Raw genomic sequence first — 18675 nt, 5'->3', positions numbered from 1 at the left:
TGCCCAATGAATGGATTCATCGTATTGTAACACACGGAAAGCTCATACCGGAAGGCAATAAGCAAGAAATAAGGGGATCAGGTAAAATACTCGATCTGTGCCTGGGGAAAATAGTGTCTGATCTTTTCTTCCAGCAATTCCTGTAATTCCGCGGCTTCTTCATCACGGTAGACATATTTCCCCCTGCCGTACTTGCCCCACTTGAATTTCCTTTCCTCTTCTTTCATCTGCAGACGGGTATTCGGATAACGCTGCAGGATGATCGTCTTGGCCACTTTTGTGAAACGGTGCTGAATCAATTCAAAGGTAAGATCAGGGTGTCCGTTCAGCAGGTGGTGGCGGGCAAGTTGTGCCAGCAGCCGGGTATACTGTTCCTGCCAACCGTCAAAGCGGTAAAGAGGAGCCAGGATAAAGCCGAGCGGATAAGCGGCTGCTGCCACCTTTTCAGCCGCAGCGATTCTTAACTCGAGCGGGGAAGTGGAAGGTTCGAAATACTTAATCACATAATCCGCGTTCAGGCTAAAGCGGATCCGGGTGTGCCCATTGTGTGGAATCGACAGCAGGGAATCCACAAAGTGAAATTTGGTCACAAAACGCAGACGCCCGAGCGGCTGCTCCGCCATAAAGCGGATCGCCTCCGCCAAACTCCCTGTCAGATGCTCTACGGCCAGTGGATCGGATGTGCAAGCCGCCTCAAAACGGGTGATCTCCGGCTCACGCTCTTTGATGTATTTCCTCGCTTGCTCCAATATCTCCTCCACATTGACATATACCCGCACATACGGCTTGGTCCCCAGATTCGTATTCAGATAACAATAATGACAGTGAGCGATACAGCCGGTACCCAACGGTAACGCGTATTCGGCGGAAGGCTTGGAAGGCTCGAATTTCAGCGAACGTTTGACACCGACCACCAGTGTTCGCTTGGCAATTCGGTAGGTTTCCGCATCCGTCTCGCCTGCCAGCCCTCTGACCTGGTTATGACTGGTGGTCATCCGGATGGGAACATTCCAATCTTTCATCATGCGATAGAGTTTTTTCCCTAATGGATAATCCAGTGAAGCCGGTTCAAAATAAGCCTGCTCGGGGATAAACGGGCGTATGCCTCTCTTACCTGCCATTTGACGGAGGATGCCATTTTTCTGTTTTTGATCGATTGGGACCATGGGGGAAGCCACTCCTTTTGCTGCATCGGGCCCATATTGCAGCCTCACAGTTCTGATTCATCCATTGCATCACCGCATTTGAAGTTGCGATTTCTTTCCGCTAGTATGTCACGCTTCCCCGCTTCTACTCAACGTCGTTGAGGAGAAATCGGCGCCGCTGAATCCAAATCAGGCGCAGGAGAATGCTGAATGTGAGCACGCCCACGCCTGTGATCAGCCCGATCCAATATCCTGATGCCCCGAAATGGGTGCGCACCGCCAAGACATGACCCAGCGGGAGACTGATCGCCCAATAAGAGATGAGCGTCAGGTAAAAGGTCGCCTTCACATCTTTGTATCCCCTCAGCGTTCCATAAATGGGCGTCGCAATCGCATCTAGAAATTGGAAAAATATAGCATAACTTAAGAACTGCCGCGTCAGCTCCAGAACCACCGGGTCGTTGGTATAAAGACCTGCCACCTGTCGGTTGAACAATGACAAAATGAGGGTATTGAACAGCGCCATGAACAAGGCCGCGCCAACACCCAGCAGCGTATAGTGGCGGGCCGCGGCAAAACGCCTTGCGCCCACCTCATAGCCCACGACAATGGTCAAGGCCATCGATATGCTCAAAGGAATCATGTACAGCAGGGTGGCAAAATTCATCGCCGCCTGGTGGGCGGCAATCGTCGCCGTATCAAAACGGCTCATCAAAAGGGCCACCAGGGCGAAAATACTGACTTCCAGAAAGATCGCGAGGCCAATCGGCACACCGATCCCAAGCAGCTCCTTCCATACCCGGAAGGAAACACGTTGAAACGAACGGAAAATGTGATAACCGGCAAAGGGTTTGCTAAAGTGAATCACCGACATGCTGATGAACATGATGATCCAATAAGTGATGGCCGATGCCACCCCCGCTCCGACGCCTCCCAGGGCGGGAAAACCGTATTTCCCGAAAATCAACACATCGTTCAAAAAAACATTTAGAGGAACGGAAACCAGCGTGATGATCATGGTGACCCGGGTGTATCCCAGCGCGTCAATAAACGAACGGATGACAGCATAAACAAAAACCGGCACCATGCCGAAAGAGAGGGCCACCAAATAATGGAACGCAATCCTCCGCACTTCAGGCTCCAAATCCATGAGCGACAACAAAGGAAACAATGTCAATTTACCGGTCAACAGCACGACAAAAGCGAGCAACAACGCCAGATATAGCCCCTGAATCACCTTTGAAACCACCTGGTCTTGTTTTCCGGCTCCGAGCAACTGGGCGACAATCGGCGTGATGGCCGATAAAATACCGCTTAGCCCCGTGTAAACCGGCACCCAGATGCTTGAACCAATCGCAACCCCCGCCAAATCCTCAGGGCTGGCCTGGCCGGACATCAACGTATCGAAAAAGCTCATCGCATACATGGACAGCTGGGTAACGAGAATCGGCAGCAAGATGGTTAGAAAATGACGAACCAAGTTTTCGCCTACTTTCTCATCACGCTTCTGCAAATTGCCATTTCTTCAATCATCTATTAAATGAGGCACATATTCATTATAGATGATCGCAGCCGGATCGCTTCAAGCCATGAAACAAGCCGCCCAACGAGCGGCTGCACGCTACAATTTAAACTGATTCACGACTTGCTGCAACTCATTGGCCTTGTCATTCAGCGTGCCGGCTATGGCGGACACCTCTTCCATGGCCGCCGACTGCTCCTCTGAAGAAGCAGCCACCTGCTGCGAATAACCTGCTGCCTCTTGCGCATATTTTCTGACCTGTTCCATCACAGCCATCAGTTGCTCAGATCCTTCATTCATGGTATGCATGGACGAAGAAATATCCCGGATCCGCTCCGACAAACCGCTGATCTCTTCCATGATGGCGCGAAATGCCCTGCCGGCTTCATGGGACAGCTGAATACCCGCTTCGATTGCCTCCCGGTTATCTTTCATCGCAGCCACCGTCCGGTCAACCTCGTGTTGAATCTCCGTAATCAGATCCGCCACCTGACCCCCTGCCCATTTCGACTGCTCAGCTAGCTTTCGCACCTCCTCCGCGACGACGGAAAAGCCGCGGCCATGCTCTCCTGCACGTGCCGCCTCGATCGCCGCGTTTAAGGCCAGAAGGTTGGTTTGCTCAGCGATATGGGTGATTAAGGAAATCACTTCACCAATCCGCTCCGTTTTATCGCTCAGGGATTGAATGACCTCATTCATCAGCTTGCTGGTGTCGCCGATCAGTTCCATCTGCTGACGGTGTTTCAAGATCGTCGCACCGCCCGCTTCAGCGATCCGCACGCTTTGCAAAGAGGCTTCCTGCACATTTTCCACATGGCCGGCAACGCTGGTGATATGCTCCAGCATCTCGGTGACCACCCCGTGGGCCCGCTCCATGTTGGCCGCTTGTTTCTCCGAGCCCTCCGCCACATTGCTCATCGCTGCGCTAATCTGCTCCGCGGCCTGGCTGGTTTCCTCACTGCTGGCCAACAGTTGTTCGGAGGTGGACGCCACCTGGTGTGCGGTTTCTGCGACATGGCCGATGGTCGCTTTCAATTGGTTAAACATCTGATTCACGTGTTGGGTCAACTCACCCAATTCGTCGTTCGATTTCATCTCAAGCGCAGGAATGCTCAGATCGCCTTGAGCCACGGATTGCGCCTGGGATACGATGCGGCGAATCAGTTTGGACCAATGGTGGGCAAAAAAATAGGCCACTGCCGCTCCGCTCAGAATGGCGGCACCCAATGTCACCGCCAGAACCGCCAACAATTGATTGGCCTGGGCGTTGATTTCATGCGTATAGGCCCCGACCGCCACCACCCATCCCCAGTTTGGATCCAGCAACGAATAAACCACTTTCTCTTTCACCTGATCAGGGTTCTCTGGCAAAGGCCACTTATAATAAGTAAATCCCCCACCCTGCTTGGCCCGCTGGATCACTTCCTGAATATAATGCCTGCCTTGTTGATCCTGTTCGTCCCAAAGATTTTTCCCTTCTGCATTCGGGTGCGCAAGCAACGTGCCCTTCTCGTCTATCACATAAAAATAGCCGTTTTTGCCAAAATCCATTTTTGTGTTGATGGGCCGCTTCCCATCCGCCTGCTTCGGCCCCAAAAGAGATTGTTTGACCGCCTCCTGCGCCTCAGCCAAAGACAGTTGACCCGACTTGACCAGCTCCTGCTGAGCATGGATCAGTTCGATGGCCATGGTCACACTGTTCTTCAAGTTGGCTGCCATCTGATCATTGAGCCCCTGCCGCGCCAAATTGTATCCGACGATGCCAATGACGAGACTGGGGATGATCAGAAGAATACAGCAAAGTAGAATCAGCTTGCCTTTAATGGATAATCGCAAGTTCCTTCCCTCCATATTATCAATTTAAACAAAATATACCATGATAAACATTATTTTACTATATATAACAATTTATCCAGGAAACATTCGCAATAACCAAGTTTTTTAGAAAAAATAAACGAAATCGAACGTTAAAGCTTGCAAAGCGCCAAGTTTGGGTTTATTTGTGCCGCGCATTTTTGTTCAAGTAAAATATGGTGGAAAAGCTCAAGACGCGCCCCCATCACGTTTCTCACCGGAAGCGCATCGTTGTCCCGAGGCACGGAAGGGAAGGTGAACCATTTGAAAAAAATTGAACTGGCCAGGCAACTGATCCAGAAACACTGTCACCTCTTCATGTGCCCTTTATGCGGCACAGCGTTGAAGGGCAGCCGGCCCAACAGCTTGATCTGCGCAAACCGGCATTGCTTTGATTTATCCAAGCCAGGATATGTTCACTTGCTGGCACGACCGGCGCGTCCGACCAAATATGGCCAACAGCTTTTTGAATCAAGACTGGCCATTTGCAGGAGCGGTTTTTTCCACGGGATCGTCGAACGGATTCACAAAATCATCACCTATCAAATGGGTAACATCCGCACCGAAGGCATCCATATCCTGGACGCCGGGTGCGGGGAAGGTTCCCTTTTGGCGGAATTGACAACAGGTTTGAATCATACGTCGGATGGGGACGTATTGGGGGTCGGCATGGATATTGCCAAAGCCGGGATTCGAATCGCTTCGCGGGAATATCCCGGCCTGATTTGGTGCGTGGCGGATTTGGCACGAAGCCCTTTCATGGATAAGGCATTCGATGTCATTCTGAACATCTTGTCTCCATCCAATTATTCGGAATTTAGCCGCATGCTGGATGATGACGGCATCCTGATCAAGATCGCACCGGGCAGCGAGTACCTCAAGGAATTGAGAACATTATTCTTCGGACAAAGCGGCAAACAAGCCTATTCCAATCAACATGTGGTGACCCATTTTTGCCGACACTTCAACCTGATCGATAAGCAGCATGTTCAATATCGTAAAAGACTCGATCAAACGCTACTGACTCATCTCATCAATATGACGCCGTTGTCATGGGGGGCAACGGAGGGAAATCTTCAACAAGCCCTCCAATCCGGCATCTCATTTGTCACGGTGGACGCGACCATTTTGGTCGGAAAGAAGCAAATACGGTAGTGTCCGGCCAGCTCCGTCTCGTTCATCATCTCCTGCCGCCGTGTGCAAAAAATGGCCGCCCGGGTCGATCCCGTGGCGGCTACTGCGCAAGTCGGCTCTCCTCAGCATGAGCAGGAAAAGGCGCAGGAAGGACTAATCTTTCATCCTGCGCCTCGGAAAGCGGGGTTTTTCCTTTTCGACAAAAGAAGCCACACCGACCGGAAAATCGATCGGGTCGACAAAGGTGTGCCGGGGATGGCCCCAGGGCACCTCATGCCGCGGCTTGACGAGCGCCACATTGCGCTTGACTGCCTGCAGGGAGGCGGGAGACTGGCTGGCGATCAGGTACCCTTTTTCCACCGCAAAGCGATCCAGCTGCTCCTCCTCCACCAAATAATTCAGGAGTCCCAACTGGTAACACTCCTCCGCGTCATAAATCCGGTTGGTATAGACCAGGTCCTTCGTCCGGCTGGGTCCGATCAGGTCCACCAGACGCTTGGTAAAGCTGGCATCCAGCGTGATTCCGAGCCTTCCGACCGGCATCCCCATCCTCGTCAGCGGAGAACCGATCCGCAGGTCACAGGCCAAAGCCAGTTGCAAACCTGCTCCCATCGCCGGACCATTGATGACCGCCACTGTCGGAAAGGGCAGCCGCTCCACGGCAGAGATCGCCTTGTCCATGACGCGGAACGCCTCTTCCGCTTCCTCCAGGCTCATCCGGTGAAATTCCTTGAGATCTGAGCCGGCCGTGAACTGTTCGCCGGTCCCCCGGATGAGGAGCACCCGGTTTTTCGGGTTGTCGGGAACCCGCTGGACCACCCCAGCCAGTTCATCCCACATCTGAACAGTCAGGGCATTGCGCAAATGAGGACGATGCAAGGTGATGATGGCCAGTCCGGCCGTCTCCTGCAGCGTGATCTTCTCCTGCGGACTCATCCGGCTGATGTGCACCTTCATGATGTTCGCTCCCCTTTTTAAGTGTTCGCATTTTTTACGCGTTCACAGCGGCGGATTCATCGTCTGACATGCATTCGCCAAGTAATACCATAACTGACACTCTGCTCCTGACTGGCATCGGTCTACACGCTACACGGTCTTACTCTTCATCCGGTCCGACATGCCGATGCGACCATCGTACTTTACCGATGATGATACCAAAAATATTGGCAACCGCAAAGGGCACGGCAATGCCAAATTGCGCGACATACCGAAGAAAAAAAGCTTTCCGGGAACGGCAACGCCGTTTCCCTCAGGCTTTGAAAAGGCTTTCCCGAAATTGCAGCATCGCTTCCACAAAAGCTTGCGGTTGCTCCAGCATCACGTAGTGACCGGCGCCATCAATGGCCGCCGTCTGCACATCCGGCCGGATGCTACGCAGTTCCGCTTCTGCCCCGGGCGGAAGCAGGCGATCCTCTGCGCCGTAGACAGCGAGCACGGGAATGTTCAGCTGCCGCAGCCGTTCCGCGCCCTGGCTGTAGCGATCACAACTTCTGAAGTCGGCCAATGTCATTTCCGGCGGATTAATCGCCAGTTCCTGGCGCTCCTCCGCCAGAAGCTCCGGGTCGACCGTCTTGCTGTATGATGCGAGAAAAAGCGATTCCGGAAACGTGCCCTGCGCCAGCTGATCCAGGATCTTCGGGTGCACGGGCAGACGAACGTGACTTGCCGCAAGAATCACACCGACCACGTTCGGAGTGCGCGCGGCCAGCTCAAGGCTGATAAGACCGCCCATCGAATGCCCGACCAGGATGACCGCTTCCTCTATCCGGGAAGCCAGCGCCTCGGCGTACCATTCGATGGATACCTGATCGGGCGCCGCCGCATCCCTTGCTTCGCCGTGGCCCGGCAGGTCAACCGTCTGCCAGGGAATCCCTTGCAATCTCGCCGTGGTACGGCGCCATTTCCTGGCCGTCCCGCCCGCGCCGTGAATAAAGAAGAAGCGCGGTTCTCGTTGTTTTCCCGACATGTTTCTCGTCATCCTTTCTCCTTTGGATATGCCCACTCCACATCCATCTCTCTTCGTCAAATGATCATCTCAGTCCAGGAAGCAAAGAACGGGCAATGACGATCCGCTGGATCTGGTTGGTTCCTTCGTAGATCTGGGTGATTTTGGCATCCCGCATCATCCGTTCCACCGGGTAATCCTGGATGTATCCATAGCCGCCCAGGATTTGCACCGCGTCCGTCGTCACCTGCATGGCCGTGTCGGAAGCAAACACCTTGGCCATCGAGGCAAGCCGGGCCTGTTCCGGATTTTTGCCGCGAAAATCTGCTTCGTTCAGCGCCGTCGCCGCACGGTAAACAAGGCCGCGCGCCGCTTCGATACGGATCGCCATGTCGGCGAGCATGAACTGAATCCCCTGGAACGTACCAATCGGGCGCCCAAATTGCTCCCGTTCTTGCACGTATTCCAAGCAGACATCCAACGCCCCCTGGGCGATCCCCAAGGCTTGCGCGCCGATCCCGGGCCGTGTCCGCTCCAGCGTCTTCATCGCGATCAGCCAGCCGTCTCCTTCCTCGCCGATACGGTTTTCCGCCGGGATCCGGCAGTTTTCAAAGAACAGTTGCGCCGTCGGCGATCCCTTGATCCCCATCTTCTTCTCCAATTTGCCGACCGTAAAACCAGGCGTTCCCTTCTCGACCAGAAAGGCGGTAATGCCCTGTTCCGTCTTGGCAAAAACCGTGTACAGATCGGCCACACCGCCATTGCTGATAAACACTTTCTGGCCGTTGAGTACGTAGTATCCCCCGTCTTTCTCCGCCCGCGTCTTCATGCTGCGCACATCCGAACCTGCCGTCGGTTCCGTGAGCCCAAACGCCCCGATCCTTTTTCCCTGGATGAGATCAGGCAGATACCGCCGTTTTTGCTCCTCCGAACCGCCGAGGTAAAGCGGCAGCATGCCCAATTCCTGCACCGTGACAATCTGCGAAGAGGAAGCGCAGACGCGGGCCACTTCCTCCACGACGATGCAATAGCTCAGCAAATCGAGACCGGCGCCGCCGTACTCGGGCGGGAACGTGACGCCAAGGTACCCCTGGGCCGCAAGAAGCTGAAAGATGTCGTACGGATACTCGCCCCGCTCGTCAATCTCCGCCGCACGCGGCTTGATCTTCTCCTGCGCCAGGCGGTGGATGTTCTTCTGGATCTCCAGATGTTCCTCGGATAGCTGAAAACTCATGTCTTTAACCTCCCAGCCGTTGGTTCGCCTGCTCTTTTAACTGCTGCTCCAGGACAAACTTCTGCATCTTGCCGCTAGCGGTCTTCGGCAAACTGTCGACAAAATAATACTCCCTGGGCCGTTTGTACCGGGCCAGTTTGTCCCCCTCGATGAGGAATTGATCCAGTTCCTCTGCCGTCACCTGGCTGCCGGGTTGGCGCACGATAAACGCAACCACAATTTCGCCCCACTTCTCATCCGGCTTGCCGACGACAGCCGCTTCCAGGACTCCCGGATGCTCGATGAGGCAATCCTCCACTTCCCGCGGGTAGACGTTTTCCGCCCCGGAGATGATGGTGTGATCCATCCGATCGCGGATCCACAGGTACCCGTCTTCGTCAATGACGCCCACGTCCCCCGTGTGGTACCATCCGTAGGCCAGCGCTTTTTCCGTCGCATCCGGCCGGTTGTAGTATTCCTGCATCATGCAGGGGCCCCGGACGATGATCTCGCCCGCCTCGCCTACCTCGCACAGGTTGTCGGGACGGGAGGGGCTGCCATCCGGCTCCGGCCTGACGACACGCAGTTCGTGGTTCATCACCGCCTTGCCCGCCGAGCCCGCTTTGGCCAACTGTTCATCCGCATAAAGCACCGACATCACCGGTCCCATCTCCGTCGTCCCGTACATCTGTACCAGGTCGGCCCCCACCTTTTCTTTAAACAGGCGGATCAGCGCAGGCGCCATGGAAGCGCCGCCATACCCCAGCATCCGAAGCGAAGAGAGGTCGTAATTCTCCAGGCCGCTGGTATTCAGCAGCATGTTGACCATGGTCGGCGCGGCAAACAGGTGCGTCACCCTCTCCTGCTCGATGACCTTCAACACCTTCTCGGGATCGAACATCGGCAGCAGCAGGTTGGTGGCGCCAATCTGCACCCGCGGCAGGAACGAAGTGTGCAGCTCGGCCGTGTGGTTGAGCGGCGCGACGGACAAGCCGACGTCATTGCGCGTAATTCCCATGCATTCCAGCATGATGAAATTGTGGGTAATCATATTGCGGTGCGGATGGATGACGCCTTTCGGACGGCCTGTCGTACCGCTGGTGTACATCATGATGTAAGGGTCCGTTTCCGACACCGCCACATCGGGCCTGTCATCCTGTACCCCGGCAAGCAGGGAAGACAGGTTTTGGGCATATGCCGGAGGATTTTCATTGGCATATAAATAATGCTGCACCGGAACGCCATGCTCGCGGGTCCGGGTCACGACATCCAACACCCGCTCCTCAAAGACGAGGACCTTGGTCTGGGCATCGTTGAGGATGAATTGCAGTTCTCCGGAAGTCAGGCGGTAATTGATTGGATTGAAAATCGCGCCGATCTTGGCAGCAGCAAACAGCGTCGTGACAAACTCGCTGGTGTTGTAGAGGAAGACCGAAACGACGTCGCCTTTGTTCACTCCCAGTTGCCGCAACAGGTTCGCCATCTTATTGACATCCCGGTCCCACTCCGCAAACGTCCATCGCTGTCCCTTTTCCAAGTCGACCAGGCCGGTCTTGTCAGGATAATTGCGGGCCGACCATTCGATCAGTTGACCAATTGTCGCTTTCATCCGGAATCTCCCCCTCCCAAAAAGAACGAATTATTTATTATTACTAAATATTTAAAAATCTTTATTCGATTGCATGCACGCGGTACGCTGTGCATGCATGGCAGTTACTTCATGTAGTTACTTCGTGTAATCGTAAAATCCCTTCCCTGTCTTCCTTCCGAGGTGCCCGGCGCGAACCATCTTTCGCAGCAGGGGAGCGGAGCGGTACTTGGAATCCTGCGTCTCCTCGTACAGGGAATCCATGACAAAGAGCAGCGTATCCAGTCCGATCAGATCGGCCAGTGCCAGGGGACCGATCGGATGGTTGGCGCCCAACCTCATCCCTTTGTCAATGTCCTCAGCGCTGGCAATCCCTTCCTGCAGGACAAAAATGGCCTCATTGATCATCGGCACCAAAATCCGGTTGACAGCGAAGAGCGGGGACTCTTTGACATCAATCGTCTCTTTGTCCAGGGACTCGACAAACTGCCTGGAGGCCTGATAGGTCTCTTCCCGTGTGTCAAATCCGCGAATCAGCTCCACCAGCTTCATCACCGGCACCGGGTTGAAAAAGTGCACGCCAATCACTTTTCCCGGATCGGAGGTCACGCTGGCCATTTCAGTAATGCTCAGTCCCGAGGTGTTGCTGGCGATAATCACCTCCGGACGAACCACCTGGTCCATCTTTCTGAACATGTCCTTTTTCAGTTCCAAGTTCTCCGTGATCGCCTCAATCACATAATCGGCCTCACTGAGCCGGGAAATATCCGTCGTCGTGACAAGGCGCGCTTCATACTCCGCCTGCTGCTGGCTGCTCAACCGCCCTTTTTCAATGGCACGCTGCCAGTTCTTTTTCATCTGTGAAAGGCCACGCGTAAAAAAGGCTTCCTCCTGTTCCACCGCGATCACTTCATATCCATGCTCCAGACAAACCTGCGCAATGCCTGAACCCATCGTGCCAAATCCAACGATGCCGATTTTTCTGTACATTAGTTGTCTCCTTTCATCATGAATCTTGCTGCCATCCTATATGTAGAATCACATAAGCAAAATGCATGCCGAAAATATCCTCCTCGCCGGCGGCGATTTCTTGATGAAAAAAGCGCTCGGAGGCTACATTGTTTCTTTTATATACAAATAACGTATATATATTAAACAAACAATATTTATCTATTAAACAAATGGACCAGCATCGTGTTGCATCATGTCGCTTATTATAAATCATTTAATTCCGGTTAATCAAGTGTGTTTTATGCGAAAATAATTCACTCCCTACAATTCTACAAAAAAAGACCAAACAGCCAGTTTATGGAAACGCTCGGTCTGTTGCATGGATGACCCCTTTTCATCCCCGTCACGAGTCAGCCTAGCCCGTACCTTTTCAGCCGTTCATAAAAGGTGCGGCGGCTAATCCCCAGTTTCCGGATCGCTTCCGTACGCGTACGGCTTTCCCGCAAGACCCGTTCAAAAACCGCCCGTTCGGTTTGTTCCAGGACATGCTGTAATCCCGCATGCGACTGACCTGCCGAACCCTCTTCCTGTTTCATGCCGGTTTTTCCAGCCGCCTCCTTCCAAGCGCCCGAAGTCCCCGCCCCTTCGGCATGCTCATGATCCCAAACGCCAGATTCCTGCTCCACATCTGTCCCCTTCTGCAATAATGCGAAAAAGCTCTCGGGTATATCCTCCACTTTCAGATAATGGTCGTTGCAGACAACAAACATTCGCTCCAGGACATTGGACAACTCCCGGACGTTTCCGGGCCAGTCGTACTGGCAAAACACGCCATAGATGCTGTCATCCACCAGAACATGCTTGTTGTATTTGAGACGGAGTTTGTTGACCAGGTTGTTGACGAGGCGCGGCAGATCTTCCTTCCGCTCCCGCAAGGGAGGGATATGAATCGGCACCACGTTCAGCCGGTAATACAGATCTTCCCGGAACCTCCCGGCCTGGACTTCACGCTGGAGGTCGCGGTTGGTGGCGCAAATGATCCGGACATCCAGGGGGTAGAGGGTGGTCCCACCCACTTTCCGGTAGGCGTGTTCCTGAAGGACGCGCAACATCTTGGCCTGGACAGACAGCGACATCTCGCCAATCTCATCCAAAAAAAGGGTCCCCCCTTGCGCCAGCTCGATCAGGCCTCTTTTGCCCCCCTTGCGCGATCCGGTAAAGGAGCCTTCCTCGTAACCGAACATCTCGCTTTCAAACAAAGTATCGGGTATCGATACCATGTTGACCGGTATAAAGGGCTTGTCCCGGCGTTCGCTGGCTTGGTGAATCGCTTGGGCAAACAATTCTTTTCCCACACCGGTTTCACCGGTCAAGAGGACGGTCGCGTCAGTGGGAGCAACACGCCTTGCCAGAGATACCGCACGCTGCATGGACGGAACCTGGCTTTCCAGAAGCGTGAAGCCATCTTTCTGATATAACTGCTCCTCCAGCCGGCTGAGCTGCTTCCTGTAATTTTCCAGTTGCTTCTGGAGGGTTTTAATCTCGCTGATATCTTTCATGATAGTCACGACGCCGATAACCTGCCCCTCTTCAATCAACGGGGTCATGTTGGCGTACACATGCTGACCGAGGGAGTGCACATAGCTGTAATCGTTGATCCGGGGCTTCCCGTCACGCAACACATCCAGAATTCTGGCGTTGGGCTCCACATCCCGCAATTTTCGGCCGATCAGTTTGTGTGGCGGAACACCAAACTGACGTGTGTACGCCTGGTTGATGTAAACGATGGTACTGTCCCGGTCAATCACGATGACCGCATCATAGAGGGACTCCAATATCGAGAGAAAATGTTTCTTCAGATCCACCCCGTCTCCCCCCAGTTCCCTGGATTCAATGATTATCCCATCTCTTCACTTTTTTAGAGAGACTGTCCTCAACCTGCGCAACTCGAGGTGGCGGACATGCAGGTAGGGTGGCGGTATCGTCCGGTCCAGCATCTGCAAAAAAAGCTCCTGAACCTGTGATTGCAGTCGTCTTGCAACAACGGGAATCGGCGTTCCGTCATATAATGAAAGACCGATCTGAATCGGTTCCTCCAACTCATCCGGAATCGTGATCGAATAGATCTGGTGAACTTGCGGCTCCTGCAACAGCACATGCTGCACCATCGTCTTCAGGCACTGCTGCGTGATGAGAATGCGCCCGCCTTGAAAACGCGGATAAACAATCGTATTTTCACCAATCGGCCTGGACTGGGGATCGAATATCGCTTTCACTCGCTCAATCAGCTGCTGGAAACGATCCTTCTCCACCTGAATCCGGGGAATCGGAATCACATGCTGGCCGTGAAACTTGCGAATATATTGGGCTTGCTGGATCTCTTCCTCCCTGGCCACTTCGCTGATATGGATCCATTTCTCCGGGCTGGGCAGGCCCAACCGCTCGGCGATTCGCTGGATCATCCTGCGCGAAGTGCCGATGATCAGAAGCTTTTCGGGACGATACTGCTCAATGGCGCGGCGCACCATCTGGCTGTGCTCAGGATCATCGAAAATCGCCCGGCGAATGGCTGCCATCCGGTGCTGTTCATATTTGGCCGAGATCCCCGCTACCTTTCTTCCATGACGGATGTACAATCCATCGTCAATAAAATCCTCGATCCCCAACTGATGGCAAAGGTGAAGGGCACGATAGCTTTTGCCTGTTCCGCTGGGACCATAAAACCCGTAGACAACCATCGCATCACCTGTTTATCGTTTTTCCGCCTGGGAATTCCTTACCCCCATCTTAACATATTTTTAATGGACGCTTTTTATCCAAATGGAAAACCGTATACAAAAACCGGGCCTTCCTGCCCGGTCTCCATGATATTCATCCGTTTAGCATGCCACGAGACTTTTACGACATTTGGCTCGGCAAATACAAGGCGATTTCCGGAAAAATCATCAAAAGAACAATCAATACGACAAGCGGAATCATAAACCAAAGCGCCCCTTTAAAAATCTCTTCCAGGCGCAATTCCGGCGCAACCCCGTTAAGGACAAAACAGTTCATCCCAATCGGCGGTGAAATTAACGCCATTTCCACAACGATCACGATGATCACGCCGAACCAAATGAGATCGTATCCCAACGCCTCGATGACAGGCAGAACAATCGGAATCGTCACGACCACCATCGCCATTGAATCCATGACCGCTCCAAGGAGGATATACATCAATATGATGGATATAAAGATCATGGTCGGCGGCAACGTGGTCTCCGACAAGAAATTTGCCAAAAGCATCGGCACGCGGGTGATGGCCAAAAAGTAATTCAGGATAAAAGCGGCCAGGATAATGGCAAACAAAAAGCCGGTCGTCCGCAGTGTTCTGGACATCGATTCAATAAACTTCTGAAACGTCAGTTTTCTCCTCACCAGCGCGATGACAAATGCGCCAAACGCCCCTACGCCAGCAGCTTCCGTCGGGCTGAAAATGCCAAAATACATCCCGCCAATTACCAGCGCAAACAGAAGCAGAATCCAGCCGGTGGAACGAAGGGAAACAAAACGCTCCTTCCAGGAACTTCCCTCACCCACTGGCGCCAAGTTGGGGTTAATCTTGACGGCGACAGCAACGGTCAGAATATACAGTACAGTCAGTAAAATTCCGGGCAGGATTCCCGCAATCAACAATTTTCCAATCGACTGTTCCGTCAGCATTCCATAGATGATAAACATCGTGCTGGGAGGAATGAGAATCCCCAGCGTGCCTCCTGCAACAATCGATCCGCCAATAAGCGGTTTGTGGTAATTGGCGTTCAACATCTCCCTTGAGGAGATAACGCCCATAGTCCCCGTCGTCGCCAGACTGGACCCGGACGCGGCAGCAAAAATCGCCGATGCGCCAATCGCCGCCATGGCCAGTCCGCCACGCAACTTGCCGAACCAGTGACGGAAGGTGGCAAATAATTCCTGGCTGATCCCGGAAACAAACAAGAGCTCGCCCATCAGCACAAACATCGGAATGGTGCTCAGCGTGTAGTTGAAACTGTGATCCCAGACAATCGTCTCAATAGCCGTGGACAAAACCCGCCAGTCCCGCACATAAAGGATTCCGATGAAGGCTGGGACTGCCATCGCGATAGCAATCGGAACGCGCAAAAACATCAACAAAAACATGGCCAAAATGCCGAGAAATCCGATCATTTCCAGAGACATCGCTTATTCGCCCCCTCCTTCCACGGAACCCTTCAACAGGTGTACCAATGACTGAATCACTTTCAACAAAGCTTCCAGTCCCCACAGAAAAAAGCCAATCATGACAATATACTTAAACGGCGTCAGGGGGATCTCCAGCAAATCGGTATACTGGGGAACTTCCGTGGTGTAGCGAATCGCCACATGCAAATACACCCAGCCAATGACCAAACACGCGATGAAGGTCAGCGTATAACCGATCACATCCATCAACGCCTGCATGCGGGGCGGGAAGCGATCCACCAACAAACCAATCGAGACATGGGCATCCCTGGACTGCGAGTAGGCCAGCCCGAACATGATCAAGATGACCATAGACAACTGAACGACCTCCACATCCCCCAGAACAGGAACGTGAAAGGCACGGCCGATCACAGCGATCGTGATAAAAAACATCATGAACGCCATCGTGGCCAGCGCCAACCATCTGGTCACATCCGTTATCCGCCGAACAACGTTCAAAAAAGCTTGGATAACCATCACCCTCTTTCCAAAAACATGCCCATCAGCACCTTGTCATTGAACGCGGAAAAGGAGCTTGCCCCTTACAGGCAGGGGCAAGTCCTACAAACTCCGAAACGATGGAATTCCACTGGCCTTAAAACGGCAGTTCCAGCCCTTCCTCCTGGATCAACTTTTTGAATTCATCGATCATCTCTTGGCCATTGTACCCTTTCTTGTTGGCATCCTCTGCCCACTTATCCCACTGCACCTTGGCGTGTTTCTTGAATTCTTTCAGTTCCTCCGGCGTCAGCGTGATAATCTCTCCCTTGCCCTGGACGTGCTTCTCCAGTTCCTGATAGGACTTTTCCAACTCTTTGGTATAGCTTTCATTATAGAGATCAATCAACTTTTTGTTGAAGTCCTCATCAAACATCTTTTTCAAGTCATCAGGCAACTTGTCATAGAAGCCTTTGTTCATCACAGCGATCAGCGGCGTTACCGAAACGCCCATTTTGGTGACATACGGGGCCACTTCGTAATACTTGGTTCCCACCGCGCCGATCGGCGTGTAGAAGGTCATATCGATTGTCCCTTTTTGCAGCGCTTCGTAGGTTTCATTCACAGAGATCGACACAGGTGTGGCACCAAACGACTTGATCATTTCACTGTCCGACTTGCCTTGTACGCGCAGCTTGGCGTTTTTCAGATCTTCCACTTTGCGCACCGGCTTGGTGCTGAAGAGATCATAAGGGTCGGTGGAGGTGACACCCATCAGCACCACATCTTTGAACGCATCCTTGGCATATTTTTCGCCAATCTTGCTCACAACCTTTGCCGCGGTGACGGAGTCAGGAAATGCAAACGGCAGGTTTCCGATGGTATAAGGAAAAAGCTCAGAATCATAATAATAGGTCGTGACCACCAATCCGACATCATAGACGCCACCCTTCACGTCCTCCCAGGCCGACTTGGCAGCGCCCAGCGTTCCGCCGTGGTACAAGTTCACCTTGATCCGGCCATTCGTTTTTTCCTCTACGTACTTCTTCCACGGCTCCAGGACATTATACACATAATGGTGGGTAGAGGGCTGCCAGTTTCCCACATTCATCTCGATGACTTCGGAAGAGCCGCCTGCCGACTTATTCTCTCCATTGTTATTGTCGTTCTCTGAGGAAGACGGCTTGGCCCCTCCACAACCGGCCAATACAAGGGCGGCCATGACAAGCAAACTGATCCCAAAAAACAGAAAACGTTTTCTTTTCACGTTCATCAGAAACCTCCTTCTAAAATTTATAATAAAAGGGTTAAAATGGTTCAATATCTTCATCCAGGGAAATATGATACCATGCCTTTCTTCTGTATGCGTTTTTACCCCCCCTTTACCAATATATAAGTATGTAAGCGTTTTATAAATGAAATCAAAAAAATATATCGCGTTATATTTATAGTCTTTGCGATATATTTTTCTCTAATATACAAGAAAGAAACATAGTTTTCAATAGAAAATCGATCGCTTTCGACAAAAATTTTTCACATCCTGTTATAATACTGAAATGACCAGTCTGCATCAGACTGGCTGGCCTAATTCTCTCTGGTCTTTCGTTCAGATTCCCGGAATGCCCAATGGTTGGTCGGCCCATGACCCTTTCCAATCCCCAGCGTCTCCCGAACCGCGCAGGTGATAAACCGCTTGGCCAACGCCACCGCCTCCAGAACCGGGACTCCTTTCGCCAGCTGGGCCGTAATGGCCGCCGAAAACGTGCATCCCGTGCCATGCGTATGGCGGGTGTCCACCCTCGGGGCAGCCATCTCTTCCCAGACCTTGCCATCGTAGATGACATCACGGGCTTCTCCCGTTAAGTGCCCTCCCTTGACAACGGCCGCCTTCGCCCCATATTCCTCCACCAATCTTTTGGCCGCTTCTTTCATCGCCGGCAGATCGCGAATCGGCTTGCCGATCATCACTTCCGCCTCCGGCAGATTGGGCGTCACCACCTCGCACAAAGGCAACAGTTCCCTGAGCAAGGCGCCACGGGCATCTTCAGCCAGTAGCGGATCGCCGCTTTTGGCCACCATGACCGGATCCATGACATAATGTTTTACGCCATATTGCTTCAGCTTGCGCGCCACCAGCTCAATGACCGGTATTTGCGAGAGCATGCCGGTTTTCACGGCATGGGGCGGTATATCTTCAAAGACGGCATCGATTTGGCTTTCGATCAACTCCAGCGGCATGTCCAGAAAAGTTTTGACACCCAGCGTGTTCTGGCTGACTACGGCCGTGATCACACTCATTCCGTATACACCAAGCTCCTGAAACGTCTTTAAATCGGCCTGAATGCCTGCCCCGCCGCTTGGATCAGTTCCTGCAATCGTCAAAGCTGTCCGCACATCCTTCATCATTCCTGCCTCCTTGTTCGCGTCTTCACATATGGCTCTACTTTTTGGCATCCATCGATTCATTATCATTATAGGATAAACGGCTCAAAAATACCGCTTGCCCGTTCCATTTTACCCTCAATCTGCATATCTTAAATATTGTGTGACGGCAAGAAAAAAATATTCTGCCCGCAAAAAAACATCTTCTATTTTTTGCCCAATTATGTTAGAATACAACAGTTAACATCAGAACCTACATAG

15 protein-coding genes are annotated in these 18675 nt (G+C 52.7%); 1 reads left to right on the top strand and 14 read right to left on the bottom strand.

Annotated features, from left to right (window positions below):
* Positions 1 to 77: 77 nt before the first annotated feature.
* The 3 genes from BAA01_06055 to BAA01_06045 all read right to left on the bottom strand — a co-directional run bounded on the left by BAA01_06055 (position 78) and on the right by BAA01_06045 (position 4518).
* A complete protein-coding gene (locus BAA01_06055) occupies positions 78 to 1121 on the bottom strand; it encodes a spore photoproduct lyase (GenBank protein ID OUM84729.1) in 1044 nt (347 codons plus the stop codon).
* Between the two features lie 169 nt (positions 1122 to 1290).
* Complete coding sequence (locus tag BAA01_06050) at positions 1291 to 2625, bottom strand: MATE family efflux transporter (GenBank protein ID OUM84728.1); 1335 nt, start codon at positions 2623 to 2625, stop codon at positions 1291 to 1293.
* A 141-nt stretch (positions 2626 to 2766) separates the two neighbouring features.
* Positions 2767 to 4518, bottom strand: coding sequence for a hypothetical protein (locus BAA01_06045; GenBank protein ID OUM84692.1), 1752 nt, complete (start codon positions 4516 to 4518; stop codon positions 2767 to 2769).
* A gap of 321 nt (positions 4519 to 4839) precedes the next feature.
* On the opposite strand from BAA01_06045, the gene BAA01_06040 reads away from it, so the two are divergent.
* The gene (locus BAA01_06040) at positions 4840 to 5676 is read left to right on the top strand and encodes a hypothetical protein (GenBank protein ID OUM84727.1); all 837 of its coding nucleotides are present in this window, start codon (positions 4840 to 4842) and stop codon (positions 5674 to 5676) included.
* Positions 5677 to 5808: 132 nt separating this feature from the next.
* On the opposite strand, the gene BAA01_06035 is transcribed toward BAA01_06040, so the two are convergent.
* The 11 genes from BAA01_06035 to BAA01_05985 form a co-directional block, all read right to left on the bottom strand.
* Complete coding sequence (locus BAA01_06035) at positions 5809 to 6612, bottom strand: 3-hydroxybutyryl-CoA dehydratase (protein OUM84691.1); 804 nt, start codon at positions 6610 to 6612, stop codon at positions 5809 to 5811.
* 292 nt (positions 6613 to 6904) lie between these two features.
* Positions 6905 to 7633 (bottom strand): hypothetical protein, encoded by a 729-nt coding sequence (locus BAA01_06030; GenBank protein OUM84690.1) that lies wholly within the window; start codon positions 7631 to 7633, stop codon positions 6905 to 6907.
* A gap of 52 nt (positions 7634 to 7685) precedes the next feature.
* Entirely contained in the window at positions 7686 to 8834 is a 1149-nt protein-coding gene (locus BAA01_06025) for an acyl-CoA dehydrogenase (GenBank protein OUM84689.1), read from the bottom strand.
* Between the two features lie 4 nt (positions 8835 to 8838).
* Complete coding sequence (locus tag BAA01_06020) at positions 8839 to 10422, bottom strand: long-chain fatty acid--CoA ligase (GenBank protein OUM84688.1); 1584 nt, start codon at positions 10420 to 10422, stop codon at positions 8839 to 8841.
* A gap of 117 nt (positions 10423 to 10539) precedes the next feature.
* Positions 10540 to 11391, bottom strand: a complete 852-nt coding sequence (locus BAA01_06015; GenBank protein ID OUM84687.1) for a 3-hydroxybutyryl-CoA dehydrogenase — start codon at positions 11389 to 11391, stop codon at positions 10540 to 10542.
* Positions 11392 to 11762: 371 nt separating this feature from the next.
* On the bottom strand, positions 11763 to 13217 hold the full coding sequence (locus BAA01_06010; protein ID OUM84686.1) for a sigma-54-dependent Fis family transcriptional regulator: 1455 nt from the start codon (positions 13215 to 13217) through the stop codon (positions 11763 to 11765).
* Positions 13218 to 13262: 45 nt separating this feature from the next.
* Positions 13263 to 14090, bottom strand: a complete 828-nt coding sequence (locus BAA01_06005; GenBank protein ID OUM84685.1) for a hypothetical protein — start codon at positions 14088 to 14090, stop codon at positions 13263 to 13265.
* Between the two features lie 160 nt (positions 14091 to 14250).
* The gene (locus BAA01_06000; GenBank protein OUM84684.1) at positions 14251 to 15552 is read right to left on the bottom strand and encodes a Neu5Ac permease; all 1302 of its coding nucleotides are present in this window, start codon (positions 15550 to 15552) and stop codon (positions 14251 to 14253) included.
* 3 nt (positions 15553 to 15555) lie between these two features.
* Positions 15556 to 16065, bottom strand: coding sequence for a hypothetical protein (locus BAA01_05995; GenBank protein ID OUM84726.1), 510 nt, complete (start codon positions 16063 to 16065; stop codon positions 15556 to 15558).
* A 124-nt stretch (positions 16066 to 16189) separates the two neighbouring features.
* The gene (locus BAA01_05990) at positions 16190 to 17305 is read right to left on the bottom strand and encodes a hypothetical protein (protein OUM84683.1); all 1116 of its coding nucleotides are present in this window, start codon (positions 17303 to 17305) and stop codon (positions 16190 to 16192) included.
* 311 nt (positions 17306 to 17616) lie between these two features.
* Positions 17617 to 18435, bottom strand: a complete 819-nt coding sequence (locus BAA01_05985) for a bifunctional hydroxymethylpyrimidine kinase/phosphomethylpyrimidine kinase (protein ID OUM84682.1) — start codon at positions 18433 to 18435, stop codon at positions 17617 to 17619.
* Between the last annotated feature and the right edge of the window lie 240 nt (positions 18436 to 18675).

Source organism: Bacillus thermozeamaize (genome assembly GCA_002159075.1).
Classification (GTDB): domain Bacteria; phylum Bacillota; class Bacilli; order ZCTH02-B2; family ZCTH02-B2; genus Bacillus_BB; species Bacillus_BB thermozeamaize.
Note: the sequence above shows the minus strand (reverse complement) of the source record. Positions and strands in the feature narration are given on the sequence as shown.